The 20,638-nt window shown below is 33.0% G+C and carries 20 protein-coding genes; 10 read left to right on the forward strand and 10 right to left on the reverse strand.

Going from position 1 to position 20,638, the window contains the following annotated elements:
* Positions 1-8: 8 nt before the first annotated feature.
* The 6 genes from ACLHDE_RS05660 to gatC form a co-directional block, all read right to left on the reverse strand.
* Complete coding sequence (locus tag ACLHDE_RS05660; protein WP_415398234.1) at positions 9-668, reverse strand: sulfite exporter TauE/SafE family protein; 660 nt, start codon at positions 666-668, stop codon at positions 9-11.
* 13 nt (positions 669-681) lie between these two features.
* Positions 682-1,062, reverse strand: coding sequence for an ExbD/TolR family protein (locus ACLHDE_RS05665; protein WP_415398235.1), 381 nt, complete (start codon positions 1,060-1,062; stop codon positions 682-684).
* Positions 1,052-1,495, reverse strand: coding sequence for a TonB-system energizer ExbB (gene exbB, locus ACLHDE_RS05670; protein WP_415398236.1), 444 nt, complete (start codon positions 1,493-1,495; stop codon positions 1,052-1,054). Before exbB ends, ACLHDE_RS05665 begins: the two co-directional genes overlap by 11 nt.
* A gap of 22 nt (positions 1,496-1,517) precedes the next feature.
* Positions 1,518-3,665: a TonB-dependent receptor gene (locus ACLHDE_RS05675; protein WP_415398237.1), complete on the reverse strand. Its 2,148-nt coding sequence runs from the start codon at positions 3,663-3,665 to the stop codon at positions 1,518-1,520.
* A 138-nt stretch (positions 3,666-3,803) separates the two neighbouring features.
* Complete coding sequence (locus tag ACLHDE_RS05680; RefSeq protein WP_415398238.1) at positions 3,804-4,895, reverse strand: type IV pilus twitching motility protein PilT; 1,092 nt, start codon at positions 4,893-4,895, stop codon at positions 3,804-3,806.
* 16 nt (positions 4,896-4,911) lie between these two features.
* Positions 4,912-5,202 (reverse strand): Asp-tRNA(Asn)/Glu-tRNA(Gln) amidotransferase subunit GatC, encoded by a 291-nt coding sequence (gene gatC / locus ACLHDE_RS05685; protein ID WP_415398239.1) that lies wholly within the window; start codon positions 5,200-5,202, stop codon positions 4,912-4,914.
* 127 nt (positions 5,203-5,329) lie between these two features.
* Here gatC and ACLHDE_RS05690 point away from each other — a divergent pair, with 127 nt between their 5' ends.
* The 8 genes from ACLHDE_RS05690 to polA all read left to right on the forward strand — a co-directional run bounded on the left by ACLHDE_RS05690 (position 5,330) and on the right by polA (position 13,304).
* Positions 5,330-5,926, forward strand: a complete 597-nt coding sequence (locus ACLHDE_RS05690; RefSeq protein ID WP_415398240.1) for a hypothetical protein — start codon at positions 5,330-5,332, stop codon at positions 5,924-5,926.
* Positions 5,927-5,930: 4 nt separating this feature from the next.
* The gene (locus ACLHDE_RS05695) at positions 5,931-6,932 is read left to right on the forward strand and encodes a hypothetical protein (protein WP_415398241.1); all 1,002 of its coding nucleotides are present in this window, start codon (positions 5,931-5,933) and stop codon (positions 6,930-6,932) included.
* Positions 6,904-7,737: a tyrosine-type recombinase/integrase gene (locus ACLHDE_RS05700; protein WP_415398242.1), complete on the forward strand. Its 834-nt coding sequence runs from the start codon at positions 6,904-6,906 to the stop codon at positions 7,735-7,737. The genes ACLHDE_RS05695 and ACLHDE_RS05700 overlap by 29 nt, the downstream gene beginning before the upstream one ends.
* Before the next feature lie 11 nt (positions 7,738-7,748).
* The gene (locus tag ACLHDE_RS05705; protein ID WP_415398243.1) at positions 7,749-8,231 is read left to right on the forward strand and encodes an HD domain-containing protein; all 483 of its coding nucleotides are present in this window, start codon (positions 7,749-7,751) and stop codon (positions 8,229-8,231) included.
* A gap of 200 nt (positions 8,232-8,431) precedes the next feature.
* Entirely contained in the window at positions 8,432-8,938 is a 507-nt protein-coding gene (locus ACLHDE_RS05710) for a hypothetical protein (protein WP_415398244.1), read from the forward strand.
* Positions 8,939-8,947: 9 nt separating this feature from the next.
* The gene (locus ACLHDE_RS05715) at positions 8,948-9,658 is read left to right on the forward strand and encodes a sulfite exporter TauE/SafE family protein (RefSeq protein WP_415398245.1); all 711 of its coding nucleotides are present in this window, start codon (positions 8,948-8,950) and stop codon (positions 9,656-9,658) included.
* Positions 9,659-9,769: 111 nt separating this feature from the next.
* A complete protein-coding gene (locus tag ACLHDE_RS05720; protein ID WP_415398246.1) occupies positions 9,770-10,585 on the forward strand; it encodes an HDOD domain-containing protein in 816 nt (271 codons plus the stop codon).
* Position 10,586: 1 nt separating this feature from the next.
* A complete protein-coding gene (polA, locus tag ACLHDE_RS05725) occupies positions 10,587-13,304 on the forward strand; it encodes a DNA polymerase I (protein WP_415398247.1) in 2,718 nt (905 codons plus the stop codon).
* 23 nt (positions 13,305-13,327) lie between these two features.
* Here the strand turns inward: polA and ACLHDE_RS05730 are convergent, their stop codons facing one another.
* The 3 genes from ACLHDE_RS05730 to ACLHDE_RS05740 are packed head-to-tail and all read right to left on the reverse strand — an operon-like array spanning position 13,328 to position 16,177.
* Positions 13,328-13,588: an EscU/YscU/HrcU family type III secretion system export apparatus switch protein gene (locus tag ACLHDE_RS05730; protein ID WP_415398248.1), complete on the reverse strand. Its 261-nt coding sequence runs from the start codon at positions 13,586-13,588 to the stop codon at positions 13,328-13,330.
* 33 nt (positions 13,589-13,621) lie between these two features.
* A complete protein-coding gene (locus ACLHDE_RS05735; protein WP_415398249.1) occupies positions 13,622-15,712 on the reverse strand; it encodes a flagellar hook-length control protein FliK in 2,091 nt (696 codons plus the stop codon).
* Between the two features lie 15 nt (positions 15,713-15,727).
* A complete protein-coding gene (locus tag ACLHDE_RS05740) occupies positions 15,728-16,177 on the reverse strand; it encodes a rhodanese-like domain-containing protein (RefSeq protein ID WP_415398250.1) in 450 nt (149 codons plus the stop codon).
* A gap of 83 nt (positions 16,178-16,260) precedes the next feature.
* Here ACLHDE_RS05740 and ACLHDE_RS05745 point away from each other — a divergent pair, with 83 nt between their 5' ends.
* Both ACLHDE_RS05745 and ACLHDE_RS05750 read left to right on the forward strand, forming a co-directional pair.
* Complete coding sequence (locus ACLHDE_RS05745; RefSeq protein ID WP_415398251.1) at positions 16,261-17,472, forward strand: PAS domain S-box protein; 1,212 nt, start codon at positions 16,261-16,263, stop codon at positions 17,470-17,472.
* Entirely contained in the window at positions 17,462-18,136 is a 675-nt protein-coding gene (locus ACLHDE_RS05750) for a response regulator transcription factor (RefSeq protein WP_415398252.1), read from the forward strand. Before ACLHDE_RS05745 ends, ACLHDE_RS05750 begins: the two co-directional genes overlap by 11 nt.
* Here ACLHDE_RS05750 and hrpB read toward each other — a convergent pair.
* Entirely contained in the window at positions 18,120-20,636 is a 2,517-nt protein-coding gene (gene hrpB, locus ACLHDE_RS05755) for an ATP-dependent helicase HrpB (RefSeq protein WP_415398253.1), read from the reverse strand. The genes ACLHDE_RS05750 and hrpB overlap by 17 nt on opposite strands.
* Between the last annotated feature and the right edge of the window lie 2 nt (positions 20,637-20,638).

Genomic DNA, 20,638 nt, shown 5'->3' on the forward strand with positions numbered 1-20,638 from the left:
AATCTTTTTTAAAGTATTAAAACACCGTTTAGTACTAATATTCCTACTGTTACCAGTAAAAGTGCCGCTATTCTCTCTATAATTAGCTTATAAGAGGAGAACTGCATCATCAATCCCTTGATAAGTTTTGAGAGTATAAAACCGTAAAATATAATTGAAAATATAACAGCACCAAGACCAAAGAACAAACCGAGTCCTATTGAGTTGTAAATACTGCTGCTATTTGCCGCTACTGCCAAAAGTGCCATTATCGGAGCACATGGGTTTATAGACATTGTTGCACCAATAGTAAAAAAACCGAGCTTATTTAACTTTGGTTTTTTTATTAGTGGAGCAGAGTGCCCACATGAGCCAGTTGGTTTAAAACTCTTGTATAAGAGATAAATTCCCATAGAAATTGTGCTAACACCTAAGATTACACTAAAAACTTGGTTGTCATTTAGCATCTGTTTTACCCAAACAGAACTCAGATATGCAACAATCGCTATTAATGTATAACTAAAAATTCTTCCCAAACTAAAAGGTAAAATAATACCAAGTGCTTGTTTTGTATTGGTAGAGTTACTCACTAGCAGAGGGCTTAAAAATGGCATACATGAAAACATACATGCAGTTGCTCCATAAGAGAGACCAATGATAAAGATTGATATAAAAGCTGTATATTCCATTTAAGTTCTCTTCTTAGTTTTTCTTGGTAATTATTCCAAGATTTCTAAATTTTTTTTCTTCTAGAGAGTCTAGAACTGAAACAAACAGGTCGAATTTTGCATCCTTGTCGCAGTTAATATGAACAGGTATCTTAATATCATGTTTCGAAAGTTCTATAATAATGTCTTTTTTTAAGACCTTAACCTTGTCAAATAAAATATCACCATTCTCTTTTATGGTAATAGTTAGATTCTTTTTACTGTTTTGCTTAGTTGCAGTTTTTGAAGTTGGAAGGTCAACAGGAATAATCCCTTTTGCTACGAATGTAGCTGTAATAAGGACTATCACAAGAAGTACAAGCATAATATCAATAAAGGGGACTACATTTATTGAATCAAATTTTTTAATTTGCAAGTTTTCTCTTTTCTTTTATATCCCAATGAGCTAGAATAACTTCAATTTTTCTAGCTAAATGGTTGTAAAATACTATGGCCGGAATTGCCACTATAAGTCCCATGGCAGTAGCTTTTAGAGCAAGAGCTAAAGATGTCATAATTATCTTAACCTCTAGCTCGCTACCTTGCCCCATAGAGTAAAAAGTTATGATAATTCCAAATACTGTACCAAGTAGTCCAATATATGGTGCATTAGAACCAAAAGTTGAGATAATATTGATATTATTAGTGAGAACAATTTCAAGTTCTTCTTTTGTCTCAAAACTTTGTACATCTACTCCTCTATAAAATATAATTCTCTCAATCCAAAACCAAAAAGTCATAAAACTCATAACTCCAAGAAGACCGATAATACCGTAGTCAACAATATCTTTTATTAGTTCTATGTTCATTTTTTTACCTACTTATTTATTATTAGAATTTTATAGTTGCACCGGCAAGTAAAGTTCTACCTGGGTTAACAGTTAGTCCCATATCTCTTATATCATAAAGTCCATCATTATTTCTATCACCAGTTACACGTGGCATCATATAGTATTGATTGTCAAAAAGATTTTCAATCTTTCCAAATACTTCAATATCAAAGTCTGATACTTTTGTATTGTATTTTGCTCTTAAGTTAACAACGGCATATCCATCAACTTCAACTCTATTTAAATCATCTGCATATTGAGAAGACTTATAGTTAACGTCAGCTGTTAACAGAACACTTGGCATTACTCTATAGTTACCCTCAAGATATACGGTATGGTTTGATGTTCTTGGTACAGTGTTACCAGCTAAATCATGAACACTATCCACAGCACCATTTAGTATTAACTTATAGTTGTCAAATCTTGTATATTTTGAGTCTAAATAAGTGTAGCTAAAAACAAATGAAAGGTCTTTCTTCTTATTACTATTAACAGCTAGTTCTAAACCTCGGTTTCTAATGTCAGCATAGTTTCCATATGTAGTTGCCGCTGCAGTCGGGTCTGTTACATAGTTACCGCTATCTTTTGCAATAACATCATTTCTATTAAGTTGAAAAATTGAAATTTCATATGAAAGTAAATCAGTTTTTTGTCTAATACCGATTTCATAGTTGATTGTTTTTTCTGTTGATATATTTGTATTGTTCGCATATGTATATCGACCTGAAAGAATATCGCCAGCATATAGTTGAGATACAGTTGGAACTCTAAAACCTGTAGAAATACTAGTGAATAGTATTTGCTTGTTTTTGAGATTGTAAGTAGCCCCAACTCTATATGAATCCTCATAATAAGTTTTCTTCCAGTTAGCTGATGTTAAGTTATTTGTATAGTCATAACTAATTTGATCATATCTAGCATTTAAAGTGGTTACAAAATCTTTAGATACTTTGTATTTTAATTCTCCATAAATGGCATTGATGTCTTCCATAGAGTTTGTGTCACTGCTAACTGTTCCTGCCGGTGTAGTTACTCCTCGGGAGGTGTAATCAACTCTATAGGTATTACTTTTATCTTCTTCATTTTTTGCTATATCAAGACCAGCCATTAGCGCAAACTTTTTTGCACTAAGTCTATACTCTGATTTTAAACCAATCTGATTCGTCTTAGCATAGGAATCATAGACATGATCATCATTTAGACCATCGTTATTGCTATCATATGCACTACTTCTATTTGTTGTAGTATCTTTATATGTATATAGTTGAGTCATTAGGTTTGAATTGTTTGTTATATCGTTAGAATATGTAACAAAGTATTTTTCTAGGTCTATATCATATTTTGTCGCATATCCTACTTCACCAGCACTTTTTGGATTGTCATCAACCTGATTTGTATATACGCCTGCATCATATGTTGTGTGAGTAATTGAACCTGTATCATTTTCATATCTTAAGGTCTTGTCTGCACCAAATGTTATGTCACTGCTATCATTTATATAGTATTGAAATTTACCATTAGCAGACTTAGTCCAATAATCAGAATCATCCCAGTAACCATTACTCCTTTTATAACTTGCTTGAACATTGGCTGCAAAATTTTCTGAAGCTGCATTGTAAGCTGCTAAATATTTTCCATATCCATAGCTACCTTGCTCTATAGTTGCAAGACCTTTGTTCTTATTTTTAGGTCTCTTTGTAGTAATAATAATAGCACCGGCAAGGGCATCGTTACCATATAGGTAAGAAGCACCACCTTTTAAAACTTTTATAGATTGAATGTTGTCAATATCAATATTAACACTTCCAGCTCTCTCTTGAACAGGTACACCATCTATAACAATAGCTACACCAGGTTTCTCACCCATATACATCTCAGTTCCTACACCTCTGATATGTATCTTGTTTGAGTCACCTTCATTTTTTCTAACTGTTACCCCTGGAAGAGTGTTTAATACATCAGCAATATTTTCTGCATGAAACTCTTCTACCTCACTTCCTTGCATAGTTGAAGTACTAGAGACTTCTGTTAGTTTGTTTGCAAATTTATCATCAATTGTAGATGATTCTACTTGTATTGTTCCTAAGTCAGATGCTGTTGCATTTATTACTAACGCACAAATAACCGATAGGTAAACTCTTTTTTTCATTTCTTCCCCTTAAGAATAGTAAAATTATTTAGTAGAATTATAAGAAGAAAGTGTTAATTATGTATTAAGTTTTATATTTAAGAAAGAATTAATTATAAGTGTTTTTTTAGGTTATTTTATGCTGGTGTAGAGAGGATGTTATAAGCCTCCTATCATCTTCATTAGTTCTTCAGGTCTATTAGAATTTTTTATAGCATTCTCTTTTGTAATAGTTCTTTTTTGCAGTAGATCTATCAACTGTTGAGCTTGAGTTGTCATGTTTGTTTCTTTTTGATTTAGTTGCATCTGTGAGTAGATCTGGTGGACTTTATCTTCACGTATTTGATTTTGAATTGCCGGATTCGTTATAAGAATCTCTTGTGTTGCAACTTTACCGCCACCAACTCTGGGAATAAGTGTTTGAGATACAACGGCGACGAGTGAAGAAGCTAGCTGTGCTCTAACTTGAGCCTGTTCTTCGCCATCAAAAACATCAATAATACGGTTAATAGTACCAGGTGCTGAGTTTGTGTGAAGTGTTCCAAATACTAAGTGACCAGTTTCAGCCGCTGTAAGAGCTGCACCGATAGTTTCAGCATCTCTCATTTCTCCGATAAGGATGATATCTGGATCTTGTCTAAGTGCATATTTTAGTGCAGTAGCAAAAGATGCAGTGTCATTTCCTACATCTCTTTGAGAAAACAGAGATTTAATATTTTTATGAACGAACTCAACAGGATCTTCAACAGTGATTATATGTCGTCTCTCTGTTAGGTTAATCTCATGAAGCATAGAAGCCAAAGTAGTTGACTTACCACTACCGGTCGGACCAGTTACAAGAATAAGACCTTTCTCTTTTTTAATAAGTTCTTTGAAAATAGGAGGATTGCCATATTCATCAAGTGTTGGAATATCTATAGGAATCATACGAAAAGCACAACCTATCCCACCGATAGTACGATAGTAGTTGGCACGAAAACGTCCAATACTTTTGAGCTCAAACGAAAAGTCAAGCTCATTAGCATCTTCAAAGATTTTTTTCTGCTTGTCTTCTATGAGTGAGTAAGCCATCTCTTCAATATCTTTAGCATTTAAAACAGCTAGATTTAGAGGACGTAGTTCTTTATCAATCCTTATCTGTGGTTCACTACCAACAACAAGGTGTAAATCACTTGAACCATATGCTAAAACACTCTTGAGCAGTTTTTTAATATCAACTACTTTTTTGACTTCCTCAGCTGTTTCACTCATAACAAGATTCTCCCGATTAGTCGATTATTTTTGGAACTATAAAGAAATTATCACCACTAAGCGGTGCATTCTTTAGTATATTGTCATTAATACTTCTATCACATGATGGAGAGTCTTCTCTAACTAAAGTACCTTTGTCATTCATAGCAAAATTATCATCAACACCATCAGTATTTAATTCGCTTAAGTTATCAACAAAGCTTACTATTTCAGATAATTGAGTAATAATCTCTTCTCTTTTACCCTCAGAAACTTTTAAAAAAGATAGTTTTTCTAATTTAGTTAATAATGCGTCATCTACTTGCATATGCATCCTAGTTATATAATTTGTATGATTGTAACAAAAAAAATCTATGTGTTTGATGAAATATTAACAAAGTATACGATATTATTTTAAACTTTTAGAAAATTATATAGTTAAGTAAGGAATATTTTTGAGTATTAAAAATGATATAGCAATGGTAAGAGAAGAGTTGAATTCTGAAGAGAAGTTTTTTGAAAAAGCTGTTATTACAGAAAAATTTATAAAAAAATATAAAAATTTAATGATTGGTGCTGTAGTTGTTTTGGTTGTTGCAATTGCAGCGAATGTAGCATACAGTATTAATAAACAGAGCCAAATAACAGCGGCAAATAATGCTCTTTCTACTCTGAGTGAAGATGCAACAAATTCTGAGGCACTTTTAACCCTAAAGAGCATCTCAACAGAACTATATGATGCATGGAGATACTCTAACGCAGTTGCTAAAAAAGATATGGTTACTATTAAAGAGCTAACAAACTCTTCAGCAGTTATGATTGGTGATCTTGCAAAGTATGAAATAGCACAAGATGCAAAAGATGCAGCTTCTTTAGACTCTTATGCTTCTACACAAGATGCTGTATATAAAGATTTAGCTTTAGTGCAAAGTGCAATTATCCTAATGAATAATTCACAAATCCAAAAAGCTCATGAAAAACTAGCCAAAGTATCTACTCAATCTTCAATGAGCAAAATAGCTAATGCATTGCTTCATTATGGAGTAAAGTAAGATTTTGAAAAATATATTTGTATTATTTATTATACTACTTATTACTTTTTTATTTGTAGGATGCAGTTCTAAAAAAGTTTTTGAACCAAAGATTATAAAAGATGACTGGGCATTTCACGGAACAAGTGAAGAGAAGATTGTTGATGTATCTTCAGATGTAGCTATGCTAGAGAACAGAAAAGTACTTTTAAAAGATAAAGTTATTGATACTACTATAGAAGAGTCATACAGACTTCTTGGTAATAGTGACGGTTGGATTCTTAGCTCTACTATTGATGGACAGCTTATTATAGAGTTTATAGAAGATAAGTCTATGAAGAAAAAATTTAACCTTAAAAAGACTATTGCCGGAGCAAGTATTAAAGATGATATTTTAGCAGTACTTTTTGCTGATAATGAGATGGCGCTTTACTCTGTATCCCAAGAGAGTCTTTTAGTTAAAATTCAAGGCAAGTCTCCTGTAGTTGTTGACTCTAGAATTGTAAACCCATACTTTATGAAAGACTTAGTTTTATTTTTAACTCTTGATGGAAAAATTGTAATCGTAAATTCAAAACTAAAAAAGAAACTCAGAACTACTATTGTCTCTTCAGAAGACAACTTTAATAATATTATATACTTTAATGTGGTTGACAATAGACTAATTGCAGCAACAGGAAACAAACTTCTGTCAATGGCTGATAAGGAGATTAGAGTTAGTTATGAGATAAGAAACATAGCTTATTCTGGTAAAGATATTTTCATCACTACTAAGCAGGGTGAAATTATATCTTTGACTCCAGATTTGCAAGTAAATGCAAAAGTGAAGTTCCCATTTGCTCACTTTTTAGGTCTAATAATTCATAATGACAAAATCTATGCACTGGAAAAAGAGGGTTACCTTATTGAACTTTCAAAAGACTTACAGCAATACAGCATATATGAAGTAGAAATAGAAGACGGTTATATTTTTGCAGCTAATAATATATTCTACATAGATGATGAGTATATCTCACTTGAGCAATGAGCTAGAAGCTTTTATAGAATATATAAGTGTAACAAGAGCACTTAGTAAAAAAAGTGTTGAGGCTTATAAAGGTGACCTTTCATCTATAGAAAATGAGTTACAAACTCCTCTTATTTCTCTTGAATCAAAAAGTGTTCTTGCATATTTATCAAGATATAAAAACAAAAGAACACTAAATAGAAAACTCTCCGCTATAAACGCTTTTTTTGACTTTTGTCATAAGAGTCACTTTAGCACAGAAAAAACAAAATACAAATTTGCAAAAATCCCAAAACTTCTTCCTAAATTTTTATCTTACAAAGAGATACAAAACTCCCTTGCACTTATAGATAGAAGCTCATGGTTAGGTCTTCGTGATTATGCTCTTATTATCTTTCTTTTTGCATCTGGAACACGTATTAGTGAATGTTTGGCATTAAGGGGAGAGGATATGGAAGATGGTTGGCTACATGTAAGACATGCCAAGGGAGAAAAAGAACGAATTGTTCCTATTGCAAAAGTTGCACTAGAGGCTATAAATGCTTATCTGTTGGAAAAACCAAAAGAGCATGAGTATATTTGGTGTAACTATAAGGGGGATTCTCTTAGTAGGATATCAGCTTATAAGATAACACAAAAATATCTTGGTGTATCTCCTCATGTTCTTCGTCACTCTTATGCAACATCACTTATCACAGGTGGAGCTGATCTTAGAGTGGTACAAGAGCTATTAGGACATGCTTCACTTTTAACGACGCAAATATATACACATATACAAAAGCAAGATTTAAAAGATACTGTCGAAGTTTGTCATCCTTTGGCATAAGATAAAACTATATGAAAAGTGATAAAAATATTAAAAATTCAATCTTATCAGTACCATTCTTGAAGTCACTCTTTCTTATTCAAAATGAGTGGCATCAGCATGGTGTTCTTTTTCATACACTTCGAGTTACATACTACACAATAAAAGCTAAAGATTTTAAACTTATACCTGCTGCACTTTTACATGATATAGGCAAGCCATTTTCCGCTTTTAAAAAAAATGAAGATGATATCATACATGGTGAATATAGTTTTACAGATCATGAAGAAGTAAGTTATCAAATCATAAAGAACTGGCCTTTTATAAGTGAATATACAAAAAAAATTGTTCGATACCACTATCTTATCCGTGATATAAAAAAGAGCAAAAAAGAAAACTATGAAAGATATGAAATTAAAAAAGTTCTTTGGGAATCTCTAAGTGATGAGATACATGAAGAGTTGAAAAGGTTTTTACATTATGATGATTTAGGAAAGGGAAAAAAGAGAAGATAGATATGTGATATCATCTAACACTATCGTAACAAATTTATGATAAAATAAATTATAAAATATTAAAACATTTGATTTTTCATATAGATTAAATAAATATATACTTTTATAATATAGTTTTTTATCTGCAAAATCTTCTATTTTTCAGCTTTATTTATTGTTTTTTCTATGATTTACCAAATATTATTAGGAGTTTTATATATATGATTAAAAAGTTTATACCCTTATTTGTTATACTAAGTTTAGTTGCCCTTATTGTAACTATTTTTCTCTCAGTTGCATCTCAAAAGCAGATGATAGTTATCAAAGAGGGTAACGTAAAAAAAGTGCCTTTGGAGATGGTTGTCAATAAATACCAAGATAGTGACTGTGGAATGGTTATAGATAATATGGACTATATTTCACAAGTTATTTCACCAAGTGGTAAGACTTGGTTTTTCCATGATCATGGGGGTTTTATAAAATGGCTAGAAGATAAAGAGTTTAGAGATTCCTCCACCATTTGGGTTATGAGTAGAGATACAAAAAAATGGATAGATGGAAGAAGTGCTTTTTATTCTCTTGTTGATAAAACACCAATGGGTTACGGATTTGGTGCGTATGAAAAAAAAGCTCCTACGCATGTAGATTTTGATACAATGCGACTACGAATGTTAAGGGGCGAGACTCTTAATAATCCTCATATAAGAAAACAACTCTTAGGACATTAGTAGCATTAGATGGAAACAGTAAATATATTAACAATTATTAGCATCGCTTTTTTAGGTTCTTTTGGTCATTGTATCGGTATGTGTGGTGGAATAGTTCTGGCATACTCCACAATAAAAATTGAGCCTAAGAGCTCTAAGGTTTCACAAAGTTTTGCCCACCTGCTTTACTCATTTGGTAGAGTCCTAACATATTCTATACTTGGTGCAATGTTTGGTGCTTTAGGCGGGGTAGTCACTTTTTCCAATAATGCAAACGGTGCTTTGCTTATATTTGCCGGTGTTGCTATGGTTCTAGCCGGATTATCTCTAATGGGTAAAATTAAATTTTTAACTCTTATAGAACACTCATTTTCTTCATCACCACTATATAAAAACGCTTTTAAAAAAGTTTTAAACTCAAAGTCAAACCTTAGTTTTTTTGTTCTTGGTATGCTAAACGGTCTGTTACCTTGTGGCTTTGTATATTTCTTTGCTATTACCGCTGCTAGTACTGCTGATCCTATTTATGGGGCTTTGGTAATGGCTATCTTTGGTATTAGTACTATACCTGCTATGTTTGGACTTGGCTTTTTAGCATCTTTAACATCTGCAACTAGTTTTAGAAACATGATGATGAGTCTTGCATCTGTAGCAGTCATTCTTTATGGGGCATATACAATCTACAATGGATATGATTATATTAGCAATCCTAAGAAATCATTGACAGAGTGTCATACTTAAATTATATATTTAAACACACTAAAAATGCTATGTATGAAGCAAAGTATCTTGGGAAAATCGCATGGTATTTTATAAAAAAGTGATATAATAACTTTAAAAAAAGGCTTGCGGATGAAAAGCTCAATTGTCGATAGTATAAAGTCTCTTCCCCCACTTTCAAAAACAATTAAAGATATAAATAAAATATATGCAAAAGAAGATGCTTCTGTACATGATTTGGCAAAGATAATTGAACACGACCCTATGATTGTAGCAAATCTTTTAAAAGTCGCAAACTCACCGCTTTACAGCTTTGGTAGAGATATAAGAAATGTTGCTCAGGCAGTAGGCCTGTTTGGTATGGGTATGACTCGTACTATTGCTCTTGGAAACTCTGTAAGAAAACTTTTAAATGTAGATATGCAACCATATGGCATTAGTTCTGATAAGTTTGCAGATATCTCAGGTATGCAGGCAGCTTTTATCTATAAATGGTATAGACAAATTGATAGAGAAAAAGCAGATAAGCTATATCTTAGTGCATTTTTACAAGAGACAGGAAAGATACTTATTGCAAGTGCTATTATTGAAGAAGATGAAACTATAAGTTTTAAGTCAGAGATTAAAAATTCAAACAACTTGGCAGTAGTTGAAAAATCCTACCTGGGAGTAACTACTTCTGAAATAACTGCAGAAGTTTTTGAGCACTGGGGATTTGATAAAGAGTTTATAGAGATGATTAGATTTGCAGACAATCCGCAAGATGCACCTGATGAACTAAGAGAATATTCTACAGCACTAAACATAGTAAAAACAATTATTCCGATAAACCAGCCACTCTCCGAGAGATCTATCAACTTTGGAATGAAGTTGGCTCAAGATGCAGGGTATAAAAGAAGTGTCTTAGAGAGTGTTATTGAAGAAATAATAGAGACTTTAGAGGATTAGTATGAGCAAGACAGTTACAGTAATAGACACTTTTGGTTTTTTCTTTCGTAGTTTTTATGCACTCCCACAACATTTAAAGAATAAAGATGGCTTTCCCACTGGGCTTTTAACGGGCTTTACGAACTTTATATCAACACTACAAAAACAGCACGACAGTGATTATCTGATTTTTGCAATAGACACAAAGGGAAATACTTTTAGAAATGAGATAGACCCAAACTATAAAGCAAACCGTACAGCTCCACCAGAAGAACTTACTATGCAACTCCCCATTGCTATCGAGTGGATAGACAAGATGGGTTATAAAACCTTAGGTCAAGTTGGTTTTGAAGCTGATGATATGATAGCAACAGTTGTAAAATATGCAAAAGAAAAAGGCTATAACGTTAGAGTAGTCTCTCATGATAAAGATCTTTATCAGCTTATAGATGATGGAAGAATTGTTGTTGTTGATGCTATAAAGCGTAAAAGTATGGATGAAGATGCATGTTTTGCTAAGTATGGAGTTACACCTGCGCAGTTTATAGATTATCAGTCTATTCTTGGAGATAGTGCAGATAATGTTCATGGAGTTAAAGGTATTGGAAAAGTTGGTGCTGAAAAACTTTTAGTTCAGTATGGAAATCTTGATAATATATATGCAAATATAGATGAGATTAAGCCTCCTGGGATACAAAAGAAGTTGAGGGAATCTCAAGACCAAGCATACATGTCAAAAGAGCTTGTAACACTAAAAGATGATGTTTTAGATGAGTTGGATTTTGAAGAGTATAAAATGGATATAGAGCATCCATTTTTAAATATCTATGATGAACTTGTAAAGTATGAACAAAATGCAGTTCTTAGAGTTTTACGTGCTAAAAATATGGTTAGTGATGAAGCTCACGCTGAGTCTGAATTAAGAGTTGAAGATGTAAAAGAGAGCAAAAACTTAGACTTCAAGACTACCTTATTAACAGATGCAAAAGAGTTAGAAACACTCTTGGACTCTTTAACTCCAGAGACTATTATCGCTTTTGATACTGAGACAACAGGACTTGATTATGAAAAAGATAAATTAGTAGGATTTAGCTTTAGTTTTAATGATAAAGAAGCATTCTATGTGCCGTTTGCACACTTTTACTTAGGAGTTGCAGATCAGATTTCTAAAGAGGATGCAGCTAGAGCTATTAAAAAGATATTTAACTCTAAAGTCGTAGGTCATAACATCAAGTTTGATCTTCACTTTGTAAGTAGATTTTTAAATGATGATACTCTTGAGGTATATGCTGATTCTATGATTTTAGCTTGGCTAATAAACCCAGAGAGTGCTCTAAGTCTTGATAAACTATCAGATAAATTACTAGACCATACTATGGTTGCTTTTAAAGAGACTGTAAAAAAAGGCGAGACATTTGCAAGTGTTGAACTCGAAGATGCCACTAAGTATGCTGCCGAAGATGCATATATAACTCTAAAACTATTTTATCTTTTAAATGAGAAGTTAAAACTCCAAAATGCATCTCATCTTATAGAAGAGTCACAAAGAGTTGAAGTTCCTTTTATAACTACACTTTTAGAGATGGAGAAAGAGGGTATAAAAATAGATGCTGAGTTTTTAGAGAAGTTTTTAGTGGAAGTAAAAGATACTCTCTCAAGCTTGACTAAAAAGATTTATGAGCTAGCTGGAAGTGAGTTTAACATCAACTCTACAAAACAGCTAGGAGTGATACTTTTTGAACATCTTGGACTTCCAGTTGGTAAAAAAACAAAGACTGGTTACTCAACTGATGAAAAAGTTTTAAACTCACTAAAAGATAAACATGAAATAATCACATCACTTTTAGAATACCGTGAGGTTTATAAGCTGTATTCTACTTACATAGAACCGCTTTTAAAGCTTAGTAAAGAAGATAAAAATGCAAGAATTCATACATCATTTGTTCAAACAGGAACAGCTACGGGAAGACTTAGTTCTAAAAATCCAAATCTACAAAATATACCTGTTAGAAGTGCTCTTGGTTTAAAAATTAGAGAAGCATTTGTAGCATCTGAGGATAAAAAATTAATCGGTATAGATTACTCACAAATTGAGCTTAGACTTCTAGCTCATTTTTCACGAGATAAAGTTTTAGTAGATGCATTTAAAGCTGGTAAAGATATTCATTTACAAACTGCTATCGCATTATTTGGCGAAGAAGAAGCTCCTAGTAAAAGAGCAGTTGCAAAAACAGTAAACTTTGGACTTCTCTATGGAATGGGACAGAAAAAACTCTCAGAGACTCTAGGCATCACTACAAAAGAAGCAAAAGAGATTATTGAAAAGTATTTTGAGTCATTTCCAACTGTTAAGACTTACTTTCGCTCAATTGTAGATAGTTCTAAAGAGATGGGTTACATAGAAACACTGCTTAAGAGACGTAGATACTTTGACTATGAAAATGCTTCACCGATGTTTAGAGCAGCTTATGATAGAGAATCTGTAAACAGCGTTTTTCAAGGAAGTGCATCTGATCTTATAAAACTCTCTATGAATAAAATATCAAAAGTCATAAAAGAAGAAAACTTAAATGCAAAAATGCTTTTACAAATCCATGATGAACTTATCTTTGAAGTAGAAGCATCCCAAGCAGAGATTCTTGGAAATAGGTTAAGAGAGATAATGGAGAGTATCTATGAGTTAAACATTCCATTAGAAGCAAGTATGAATATAGGTGATAACTGGGGTCAACTTAAGTAAAAAGTTTAATGGAATGTAAAACTCTATGATTTATTTGTAGTTTTATAAATAAAACTAAAAACTTCTGCAACGGCTTTATACAGTGCAGCTGGAACTTCTTTATCAAGCTCCACTTTTGAGAGCAGTTCTATAAGATCTTCATCTTTTTTTATAGGTAGATTATGTAGTTGGGCTATTTTGATAATATTATCAGCACTTTTGCCTTTTCCTTTAGCAATTACCCTTGGTGAAGATTCTTTATCTATGTTGTATCTTAATGCGACTGCTTTTTTATGACTCAGCATTTAGTGTTTCCCTGTAGTTTATTTTAATTCTTATCATGCTTTTATCTCAAACCCTACATTTATACCGTTGGAGAACTCTTCTGATGGAACTTCATAAGGTGAATTAGGAACTTTTTTTGTTGCATTTAAAAGGCGTATTTCTCTTGGTGTTATATTAGACTCTATAAGTGCTGAGCGAAGAGAAGAGATGTTTTCTTTTATTATTTTTTTAAACTCCTCATTATCAGAGTGTATTTGAATGTTGAGTTGGTTTTCTTCATATAAAACCAATCTAAGGTTTAACTCTCCATACTCTTTTAGTTTAAGCTCTATATCACAGTAAAATTTATCATCTTCACCTTTTTTTAGGTTTATATTTCCTTGCTCTAGTGCATCCCATGAAAAGGGAAGATAAAGGGATGAAGAGTTTGATAAATGTGACATAAGTTGGTAGTAGTCTATCTGAAGTGATAATTTATCAAGATTTTTCATTATTTCTGCTTGATTTGGAAGTGATGATTTAGCGATATCATCACTTGTTTTTAGCAATAATGATTTAAGATCAGTAGAGAGCATCTCTTTTATATGCTTACTAGAAGAGAGTTTTTGTGCGCTGTTTAAAGAGTCTAGTTTGTTTAAAATCAGTCCAATATCTTTTGAAAAAAGAGGATCAGCTTTACTTATTACATCTTTGAGCGGTTGCATCGCATTTTGAAGTTCTTGAGGAACTTTCTTGTTTGTAAATTGTTCAAGTGATATGTTGGGTGTTATTTGTAGTATTTTCACTAAAGCGTCGAGTAAACCTTTAGCCTCAGGAAGTGCACTTTTATTTAACATTGGAACCAGTTGCCCAACTGTATCTTGAATAGCCGGAAGTTTAAAATTTTCAGGAGTCAGAAGTTTTGGTCGTATCTGATGTTCAAGCTTTTGGAGTAAAGTATTAAAAGTTTTAGTAGTAGTAACATCACCTACTTTTAGATTTGTTTGTAGAGTCTCAACAATCTTTTCAATGCCTTTTACAAGTTGTGTTATAGCTTTTTTATCATCAGGAATAGTTTGTGTGAAAGATGTGTTTGAAGCGTTTTTTAGTGTTTGGCTATTTAACATATTTTGTATATGCTTACCCAAAGATTTAACAGGATAGACAGAACTTTTTTCAACTAAAACCTGTAGTGACTTTAGAGTATCTTTTAACTCTACTTGAGGGTTTTGTAGATTTTTTAATTTTGATTCTAAAAATACACCTGAGTCTGTAATCTTACTTTTTAATACGCCATCATTTGTTAGTTGTTTTATATCTCCTAAAAACTCTTTAAGTATTTTTTCTATGGAAAATGGTGTTCTTACTTTATCTAATATTGGAGAAGTTAGTTTCTCTTTTATAGTTGATAAATCAATATTTTTAAGATTGGATTCTAAAGACCTTATGATATTTTGTATTCCCTTACTAAGCTTAGCTAAAGATTGTGTCGTAGGAGAAGAAGAATTGGTTAAGGCTTCGTTTTTTATAAGATTTTTAATTTCTGAGCTTAAAGATTTAAGAGGAAATGCTGGACTTTTCTCTACAATGGTTAATATTGAGTTTAATGTTTCTTTTATCTGATTTTGAGCATTTTGCAAAGTTGTAGGAGTTAGAGGGGTTTTGTTTATATCATTTGGGCTTTTTGCATCTATGATAAATTTACTCACAATCTTTTGCATGGCTGCAGGTTCTATAGTCGATTTTAAAGAGCTTGGAGAATCTTGTGTTTGAGTTGTTGATGTTTTAGAGTTGGGTGTTCGTTTATCACTAGGTGCCATATCACTTAGTCTTTTCATATCTGAAATAAATTTACTTAATATTTTTTCTATAGGCATAGATTCTACACTTGATTTAAAAGAGTTTAAAAGTTCTTTTATAGTTGTAGATACATTGCCCAAATCTTTGAGAGTAGGGTTGTTTTTTAGCATCTCAAGAAGAACTTTGTCAGATGCAGAGCTTTTAGCACTCTCACTTAGGAGTGAATTTATAACAGACTTTAAGTCTTTACTCTTTACAATAACCTCAAGTTCTTGGGGTGTTGCACTTTTGAGAACTTCTTTTAAAGCTTTGTTTGTGCTAGGTAAAATAATATCAAGTTGTTTGTTGCTTGAGATGTTAATCATGGGATTAGTATAGCATTAATTGGATTTCTTGTTTATGAGTTTATACTCATCTATAAACTCTTTAGCATTATCCCCACGTAAAAATTCGGCTAAACCTATGAGTCCATCTACAAGATAACGGGCATTATAACCTTTGAGCTTTAGATAGGTGCGCGCCATGATTGCTCTGTCTTTATGAGGACAAGCTGTAACTATAAGTTTTGACTTATCAAGCTCATTTAAACGTTTAGGAAGTTCATTTATGGGAATGTTTATCGCATAAGGCATTCGCCACGCTTCGTACTCTTCTTTAAAGCGGATATCTACAAGCTGCGCAGTTCCTTCTTCAAGCATTACCAAAAGCTCAACCGCTCTTATCTTCATATCTTTACGCTCTTGGTATGTAAAAGAGTTCAAGTATGCGTCATAGCTTTGTGCCCAGAGGCTTAGTGTGAAAAATATTAGTATTAAAAAAACTCTTTTCATAGTTAATCTCCAAAATAAGTAAGGAATATTTTATCATATCTTTAATCAAGTTCATAATAAAGATGGTGTGATATAATCATACTATGTTAAAACAGTACAAAGAAGCCATAGAAAAAAGCAATATTATCTCAAGAACGGATATAGATGGCATCATCACATTTGTAAATGATGAGTTTTGTAATATTTCAGGTTATTCAAAAGATGAACTTATTGGTAAAAACCACAATATCGTAAGACATCCAGATGTAGATGCTTCAAAGTTTAAAACTCTTTGGGACACAATACTAGAGAAAAAAATCTATAAAGAGACTGTTAAAAACATTGCAAAAGACGGCTCTACTTTTTATGTAAATACAACCGTAATTCCCATACTGGATGTTGATGATAATATAGCTGAGTTTATAGCTATTCGTTACGATGTTACAAAAGAAGTCTTCTACAAAGAACAACTTTTAAAAAAAGAAAAAGAGCTAGAAGAGCTAAACAAAACTCTTGAACTTAGAGTTCAGGATAAAACAAAAGAGTTAGAAGAGCTAAACAAAACATTAGAACAGCGCGTGAAAGATGAAGTTTCTAAAAATGAAGAGAAACAAAAGGTTATGTTTTTGCAATCTCGTCAAGCATCTCTAGGTCAGATGCTGGCAAATGTTGCTCATCAGTGGAGACAACCTTTAACAGAGTTAAATCTCGCTATGTTTAGTATGAAAAAAGCAGCGCTTGATAATAAAACACAAGAGCTTACTGAACTTTATAGTGAGAGTAAAAACATTATAAAAAATATGTCTCAAACTATAGATGACTTTACAAACTTCTTTAATCCTCAAAAAGAGAAATATCCATTTAGCATAAGTGATAGTATAAATGAGTCCTTAAGTCTATTAGACAAGATGCTTGAATCTGAGATGATAAGTGTTAAAACTGACTTTGAAGATTTATGTGTTCTTGGCATCTCAAATGAGTTGACTCAAGTAATTATAAACCTTATAAAAAATGCTAAAGATGCCTTTGTTACTAATGGCATCTTGATACGAGAAATAAATATAACAACTAAAAGAGAAGATAACTTCGCGTTAATAGAACTTCAAGATAATGCAGGTGGCATCTCTAAAGATACTATCGACAATATCTTTGAGCCATATTTTACGACTAAACATCAAAGTAGCGGAACAGGGCTTGGTCTTTTTATGTCAAAGATTATCTGTGAACAAGGTATGGATGGTTACTTAGATGTAAGAAGTAAAAAAGGTGTAACAACCTTTAGTATAAAGATACCGTTGGTAGACAATGAGAAATAAGTCATTAAAGAGTTTGAGAGTACTTCTCGTTGAAGATGAAGAGAATATTGCCAGACTTCTTAAAGGTGCCATAGGTGATAGCTTCCATAGCTTTATTATTGCTAAAGATGGTAAAGAGGGTTTAGATAAATTTATAAAGATATCTCCTGATATTGTTATAACAGATATCAATATGCCTAAACTTACAGGTCTAGAGATGGCAGGAGAGTTAAAGAAATTAAACCCTAATGTACCTGTAATAATCTTAAGTGCCTTTAGTGAGAGAGAGAAATTATTTAATGCAATAGACGTAGGAGTTGCTAAGTACTTTTTAAAACCTTATGACCCTGATGAGATACTAGAATATATATCTTCTATAGCTGATGAGCTTGGAAGTAAAGTGGTAAACTTAAGTGACGGTTTTAGTTTTAACAAGACAACACATGCTCTTTACAAAGATTCAAGGTTCGTCGCACTATCTAAAAATGAGAAGAAGTTTATAACTCTTCTTGTTGAAAGTGAAAATAACATTATAGATGATGAAACTATAAAAATGAGCATCTGGGGTGAGAGTGTTAGTGATGAGAGACTTAGAACTTTTGTAAGACGTCTAAGAGGCAAGACCTCTAAAACACTTATCATTAATGTAAAAGGTCTTGGATATAAACTTAGGTTCTTCTCTTAGTCCTGTTAGTTGCCTGAGCTGTTAGCGGGTCGTCTGGCCAATAGTGTCTTTTGTATTTTCCACGTAGCTCTTTTTTTACTTCATTATAAGTATTTGCCCAAAAGCTCTCTAAGTCTTGTGTTATTTGCATAGGTTTGGATGCAGGAGAGAGTAGGTGGATCATTAGTTTAACATTTGAATTTAGCACAGTAGGCGTATTTTGAGTGCCAAACATCTCTTGAAGTCTAACTGCAAGTATGGGCTTGTCTGCATCTGAATAGTCTATATAGATATTAGAACCGCTTGCGACTTTCATCTTCGCAGGTGCTAAAACATCAAGAGATTGCATTTGCTCCCACGTTAGTAATCCCGAGAGTATGGAGTAGAGATTTAGAGATGAAAGAGACTTTAATGAGTTTTTTCCTTCAATATAAGGAAGTAGCCACTCCTCCATAGTCTCAAGTAGATGTTCATCACTAAAGTCAGGAAACTCACAACTAACTTTAAGAGCCTTGTGAGCGTTTATAAAGTTTATACGATGTCTCAGAGCAAGAGAGTCTTTTGAGAACGCTAGAGAGTCTAAGCCTAGCTCTCGTATGGCATCTAACAGAACATATGAAACTTCTTCACTAGAACTGCTCTGCATCTGAGCCTCATTTATAACAATATTTCCAAAATAGCTTCTTTTTCTAGCCTCGACTCTTTGAAGCTCAGAGTTCCAAGAAAGTGACTCTTTAGTCTCTATATTCTCTTTTAAATAAAGTTCAATTTGAGACTTCTCTATAACTGCTGCCTTATATATAAGAGCATTTTCACTTCTTGCATCTAAATCGCAAACTACTAAGTATTGAGAGTCAAAAAGCTCATCTTCTCTATGTAAGTAAGCACCTTTCTTATTTGCCAAAAGATATGAGCAACCGTTCTTTTCTCTTCGTTTTGAGACTCTATCAGGATAGGCTAGAGCAAGAAGAACTCCTATCATCTCTAGATTGACAACACTCTTTTGCTTCTTTTCTATCCTAGATGCACTTTGAAGTAAAAATTTACAATGTTTTATGTCTATATGAGACGCATTTATGGAGATGCCACAACTGACATCGTGTAAAACAGAGACTCTTTCTCTTATATCGGAAGATCTGTACGCTGAGGTGTAGATATCTTTATCGTGAATTAGTACACAAAGTAGAGAAGCTTCATATGTAAGATGCATCTCTTTAGCTTTTATCATCATATGGGCTAATCGCGGATGCATACCAAATGAACACATCTCTTTTCCATGCGCAGTTATTTTACCTTTTGCATCTATGGCTCCAAGGTAAAACAGAAGCTCTTTAGCGTGAGTCATAGCACTCTCAGGCGGTAAGTCCATCCACTGAAGTTCGCTTATCTCTTCATTTCCCCAAAGGGAGAGTTCAAGTAGCATCTGTGTTAAATCTGTTGAGAGTATCTCGGGTTTGTCATGTTTTAGAAGTATCTTACCTTTATGCCAAAGATGATAACATTTACCAGCACTTAAGCGTCCTGCACGACCGGCTCTTTGAGTAGCAGAATCTTGTGATATAAAAGAGCTTTGAAGTCTGTTCATTCCTGAACTGCTATTAAAAACAGAACTATTTTGCAAACCTGAGTCTATGACTATCTTAATACCCTCTATGGTTAGACTTGTTTGTGCTATGTTAGTAGAGAGAACTATTTTTCTTTTACCTTTTGGTGGTGCTTTTATGGCTCTGTCTTGCTCTTCTTTAGAGAGGTTTCCATAAAGAGCAGATACAAAAATATTGCTGTTATTACTTTTTTCTAGAGACTCATTAATTAGCATCTGTGTCTTTTTTATCTCAGCTATCCCCGGTAAAAAGACAAGTACATTTCCATCGTCACTTTTTAAAACATCTGTTATAAGTTTAGAAACAAAAAAAGGAAGTTCTTTTTTTGTCGGTTCTTTTGTTCTGGCATCTAGATAGATATCTTCTACAGCAAATGAGCGACCTTCACTCTCTATGAGTGGAGCATCTTCTAGCAGATTACAAATAGCATTAGTGTTTAAAGTAGCAGACATAATAAGAAGTTTTAAATCATCTCTTATGATGGACTGAGATTCGAGTGTAAGTGCCAAAGATAAATCAGCATGGATGCTTCTCTCATGAAACTCATCAAAAATAATTAGCGCAACATCTTTTAGACTTGGATCTGCTTGAAGTTTACGAGTGAGGATTCCCTCTGTGACTATAAGAATCTTTGTTTTCTTACTTTTACGTGATTCCATCTTTATCTGATAACCAATTCTCTCTCCAACATTCTCGCCCAAAAGCTCAGCCATACGAGATGCCGAGGAGCGAACTGCCAAACGGCGAGGCTCTAACATAATAATGATTTTATCATCTAACCAAGGCTCATTTAATAGTGCAAGAGGAAGAGCAGTAGTCTTTCCAGCCCCAGGAGGAGCTTGTAGTACAAGACGATTGGAACTTAAGAGCTTTTCTTGTACTTGAGAGAGTACTTTGTTTATTGGTAAGTCTTGCATAA

Source organism: Sulfurimonas iocasae (genome assembly GCF_047716755.1).
GTDB lineage: Bacteria > Campylobacterota > Campylobacteria > Campylobacterales > Sulfurimonadaceae > Sulfurimonas.

Excerpts from the sequence above, each read along its gene's own strand:
- exbB (WP_415398236.1), bottom strand. The coding sequence starts at position 1,495 with ATGAACATAGAACTAATAAAAGATATTGTTGACTACGGTATTATCGGT.
- ACLHDE_RS05740 (WP_415398250.1), bottom strand. The coding sequence starts at position 16,177 with ATGAAAAGAGTTTTTTTAATACTAATATTTTTCACACTAAGCCTCTGG.
- ACLHDE_RS05675 (WP_415398237.1), bottom strand. The coding sequence starts at position 3,665 with ATGAAAAAAAGAGTTTACCTATCGGTTATTTGTGCGTTAGTAATAAAT.
- ACLHDE_RS05700 (WP_415398242.1), top strand. The coding sequence starts at position 6,904 with ATGATGAGTATATCTCACTTGAGCAATGAGCTAGAAGCTTTTATAGAA.
- ACLHDE_RS05720 (WP_415398246.1), top strand. The coding sequence starts at position 9,770 with ATGAAAAGCTCAATTGTCGATAGTATAAAGTCTCTTCCCCCACTTTCA.
- ACLHDE_RS05730 (WP_415398248.1), bottom strand. The coding sequence starts at position 13,588 with ATGCTGAGTCATAAAAAAGCAGTCGCATTAAGATACAACATAGATAAA.
- ACLHDE_RS05680 (WP_415398238.1), bottom strand. The coding sequence starts at position 4,895 with ATGAGTGAAACAGCTGAGGAAGTCAAAAAAGTAGTTGATATTAAAAAA.
- ACLHDE_RS05715 (WP_415398245.1), top strand. The coding sequence starts at position 8,948 with ATGGAAACAGTAAATATATTAACAATTATTAGCATCGCTTTTTTAGGT.
- ACLHDE_RS05745 (WP_415398251.1), top strand. The coding sequence starts at position 16,261 with ATGTTAAAACAGTACAAAGAAGCCATAGAAAAAAGCAATATTATCTCA.
- hrpB (WP_415398253.1), bottom strand. The coding sequence starts at position 20,636 with ATGCAAGACTTACCAATAAACAAAGTACTCTCTCAAGTACAAGAAAAG.
- ACLHDE_RS05750 (WP_415398252.1), top strand. The coding sequence starts at position 17,462 with ATGAGAAATAAGTCATTAAAGAGTTTGAGAGTACTTCTCGTTGAAGAT.
- polA (WP_415398247.1), top strand. The coding sequence starts at position 10,587 with ATGAGCAAGACAGTTACAGTAATAGACACTTTTGGTTTTTTCTTTCGT.
- gatC (WP_415398239.1), bottom strand. The coding sequence starts at position 5,202 with ATGCAAGTAGATGACGCATTATTAACTAAATTAGAAAAACTATCTTTT.
- ACLHDE_RS05660 (WP_415398234.1), bottom strand. The coding sequence starts at position 668 with ATGGAATATACAGCTTTTATATCAATCTTTATCATTGGTCTCTCTTAT.
- ACLHDE_RS05710 (WP_415398244.1), top strand. The coding sequence starts at position 8,432 with ATGATTAAAAAGTTTATACCCTTATTTGTTATACTAAGTTTAGTTGCC.
- ACLHDE_RS05735 (WP_415398249.1), bottom strand. The coding sequence starts at position 15,712 with ATGATTAACATCTCAAGCAACAAACAACTTGATATTATTTTACCTAGC.
- ACLHDE_RS05705 (WP_415398243.1), top strand. The coding sequence starts at position 7,749 with ATGAAAAGTGATAAAAATATTAAAAATTCAATCTTATCAGTACCATTC.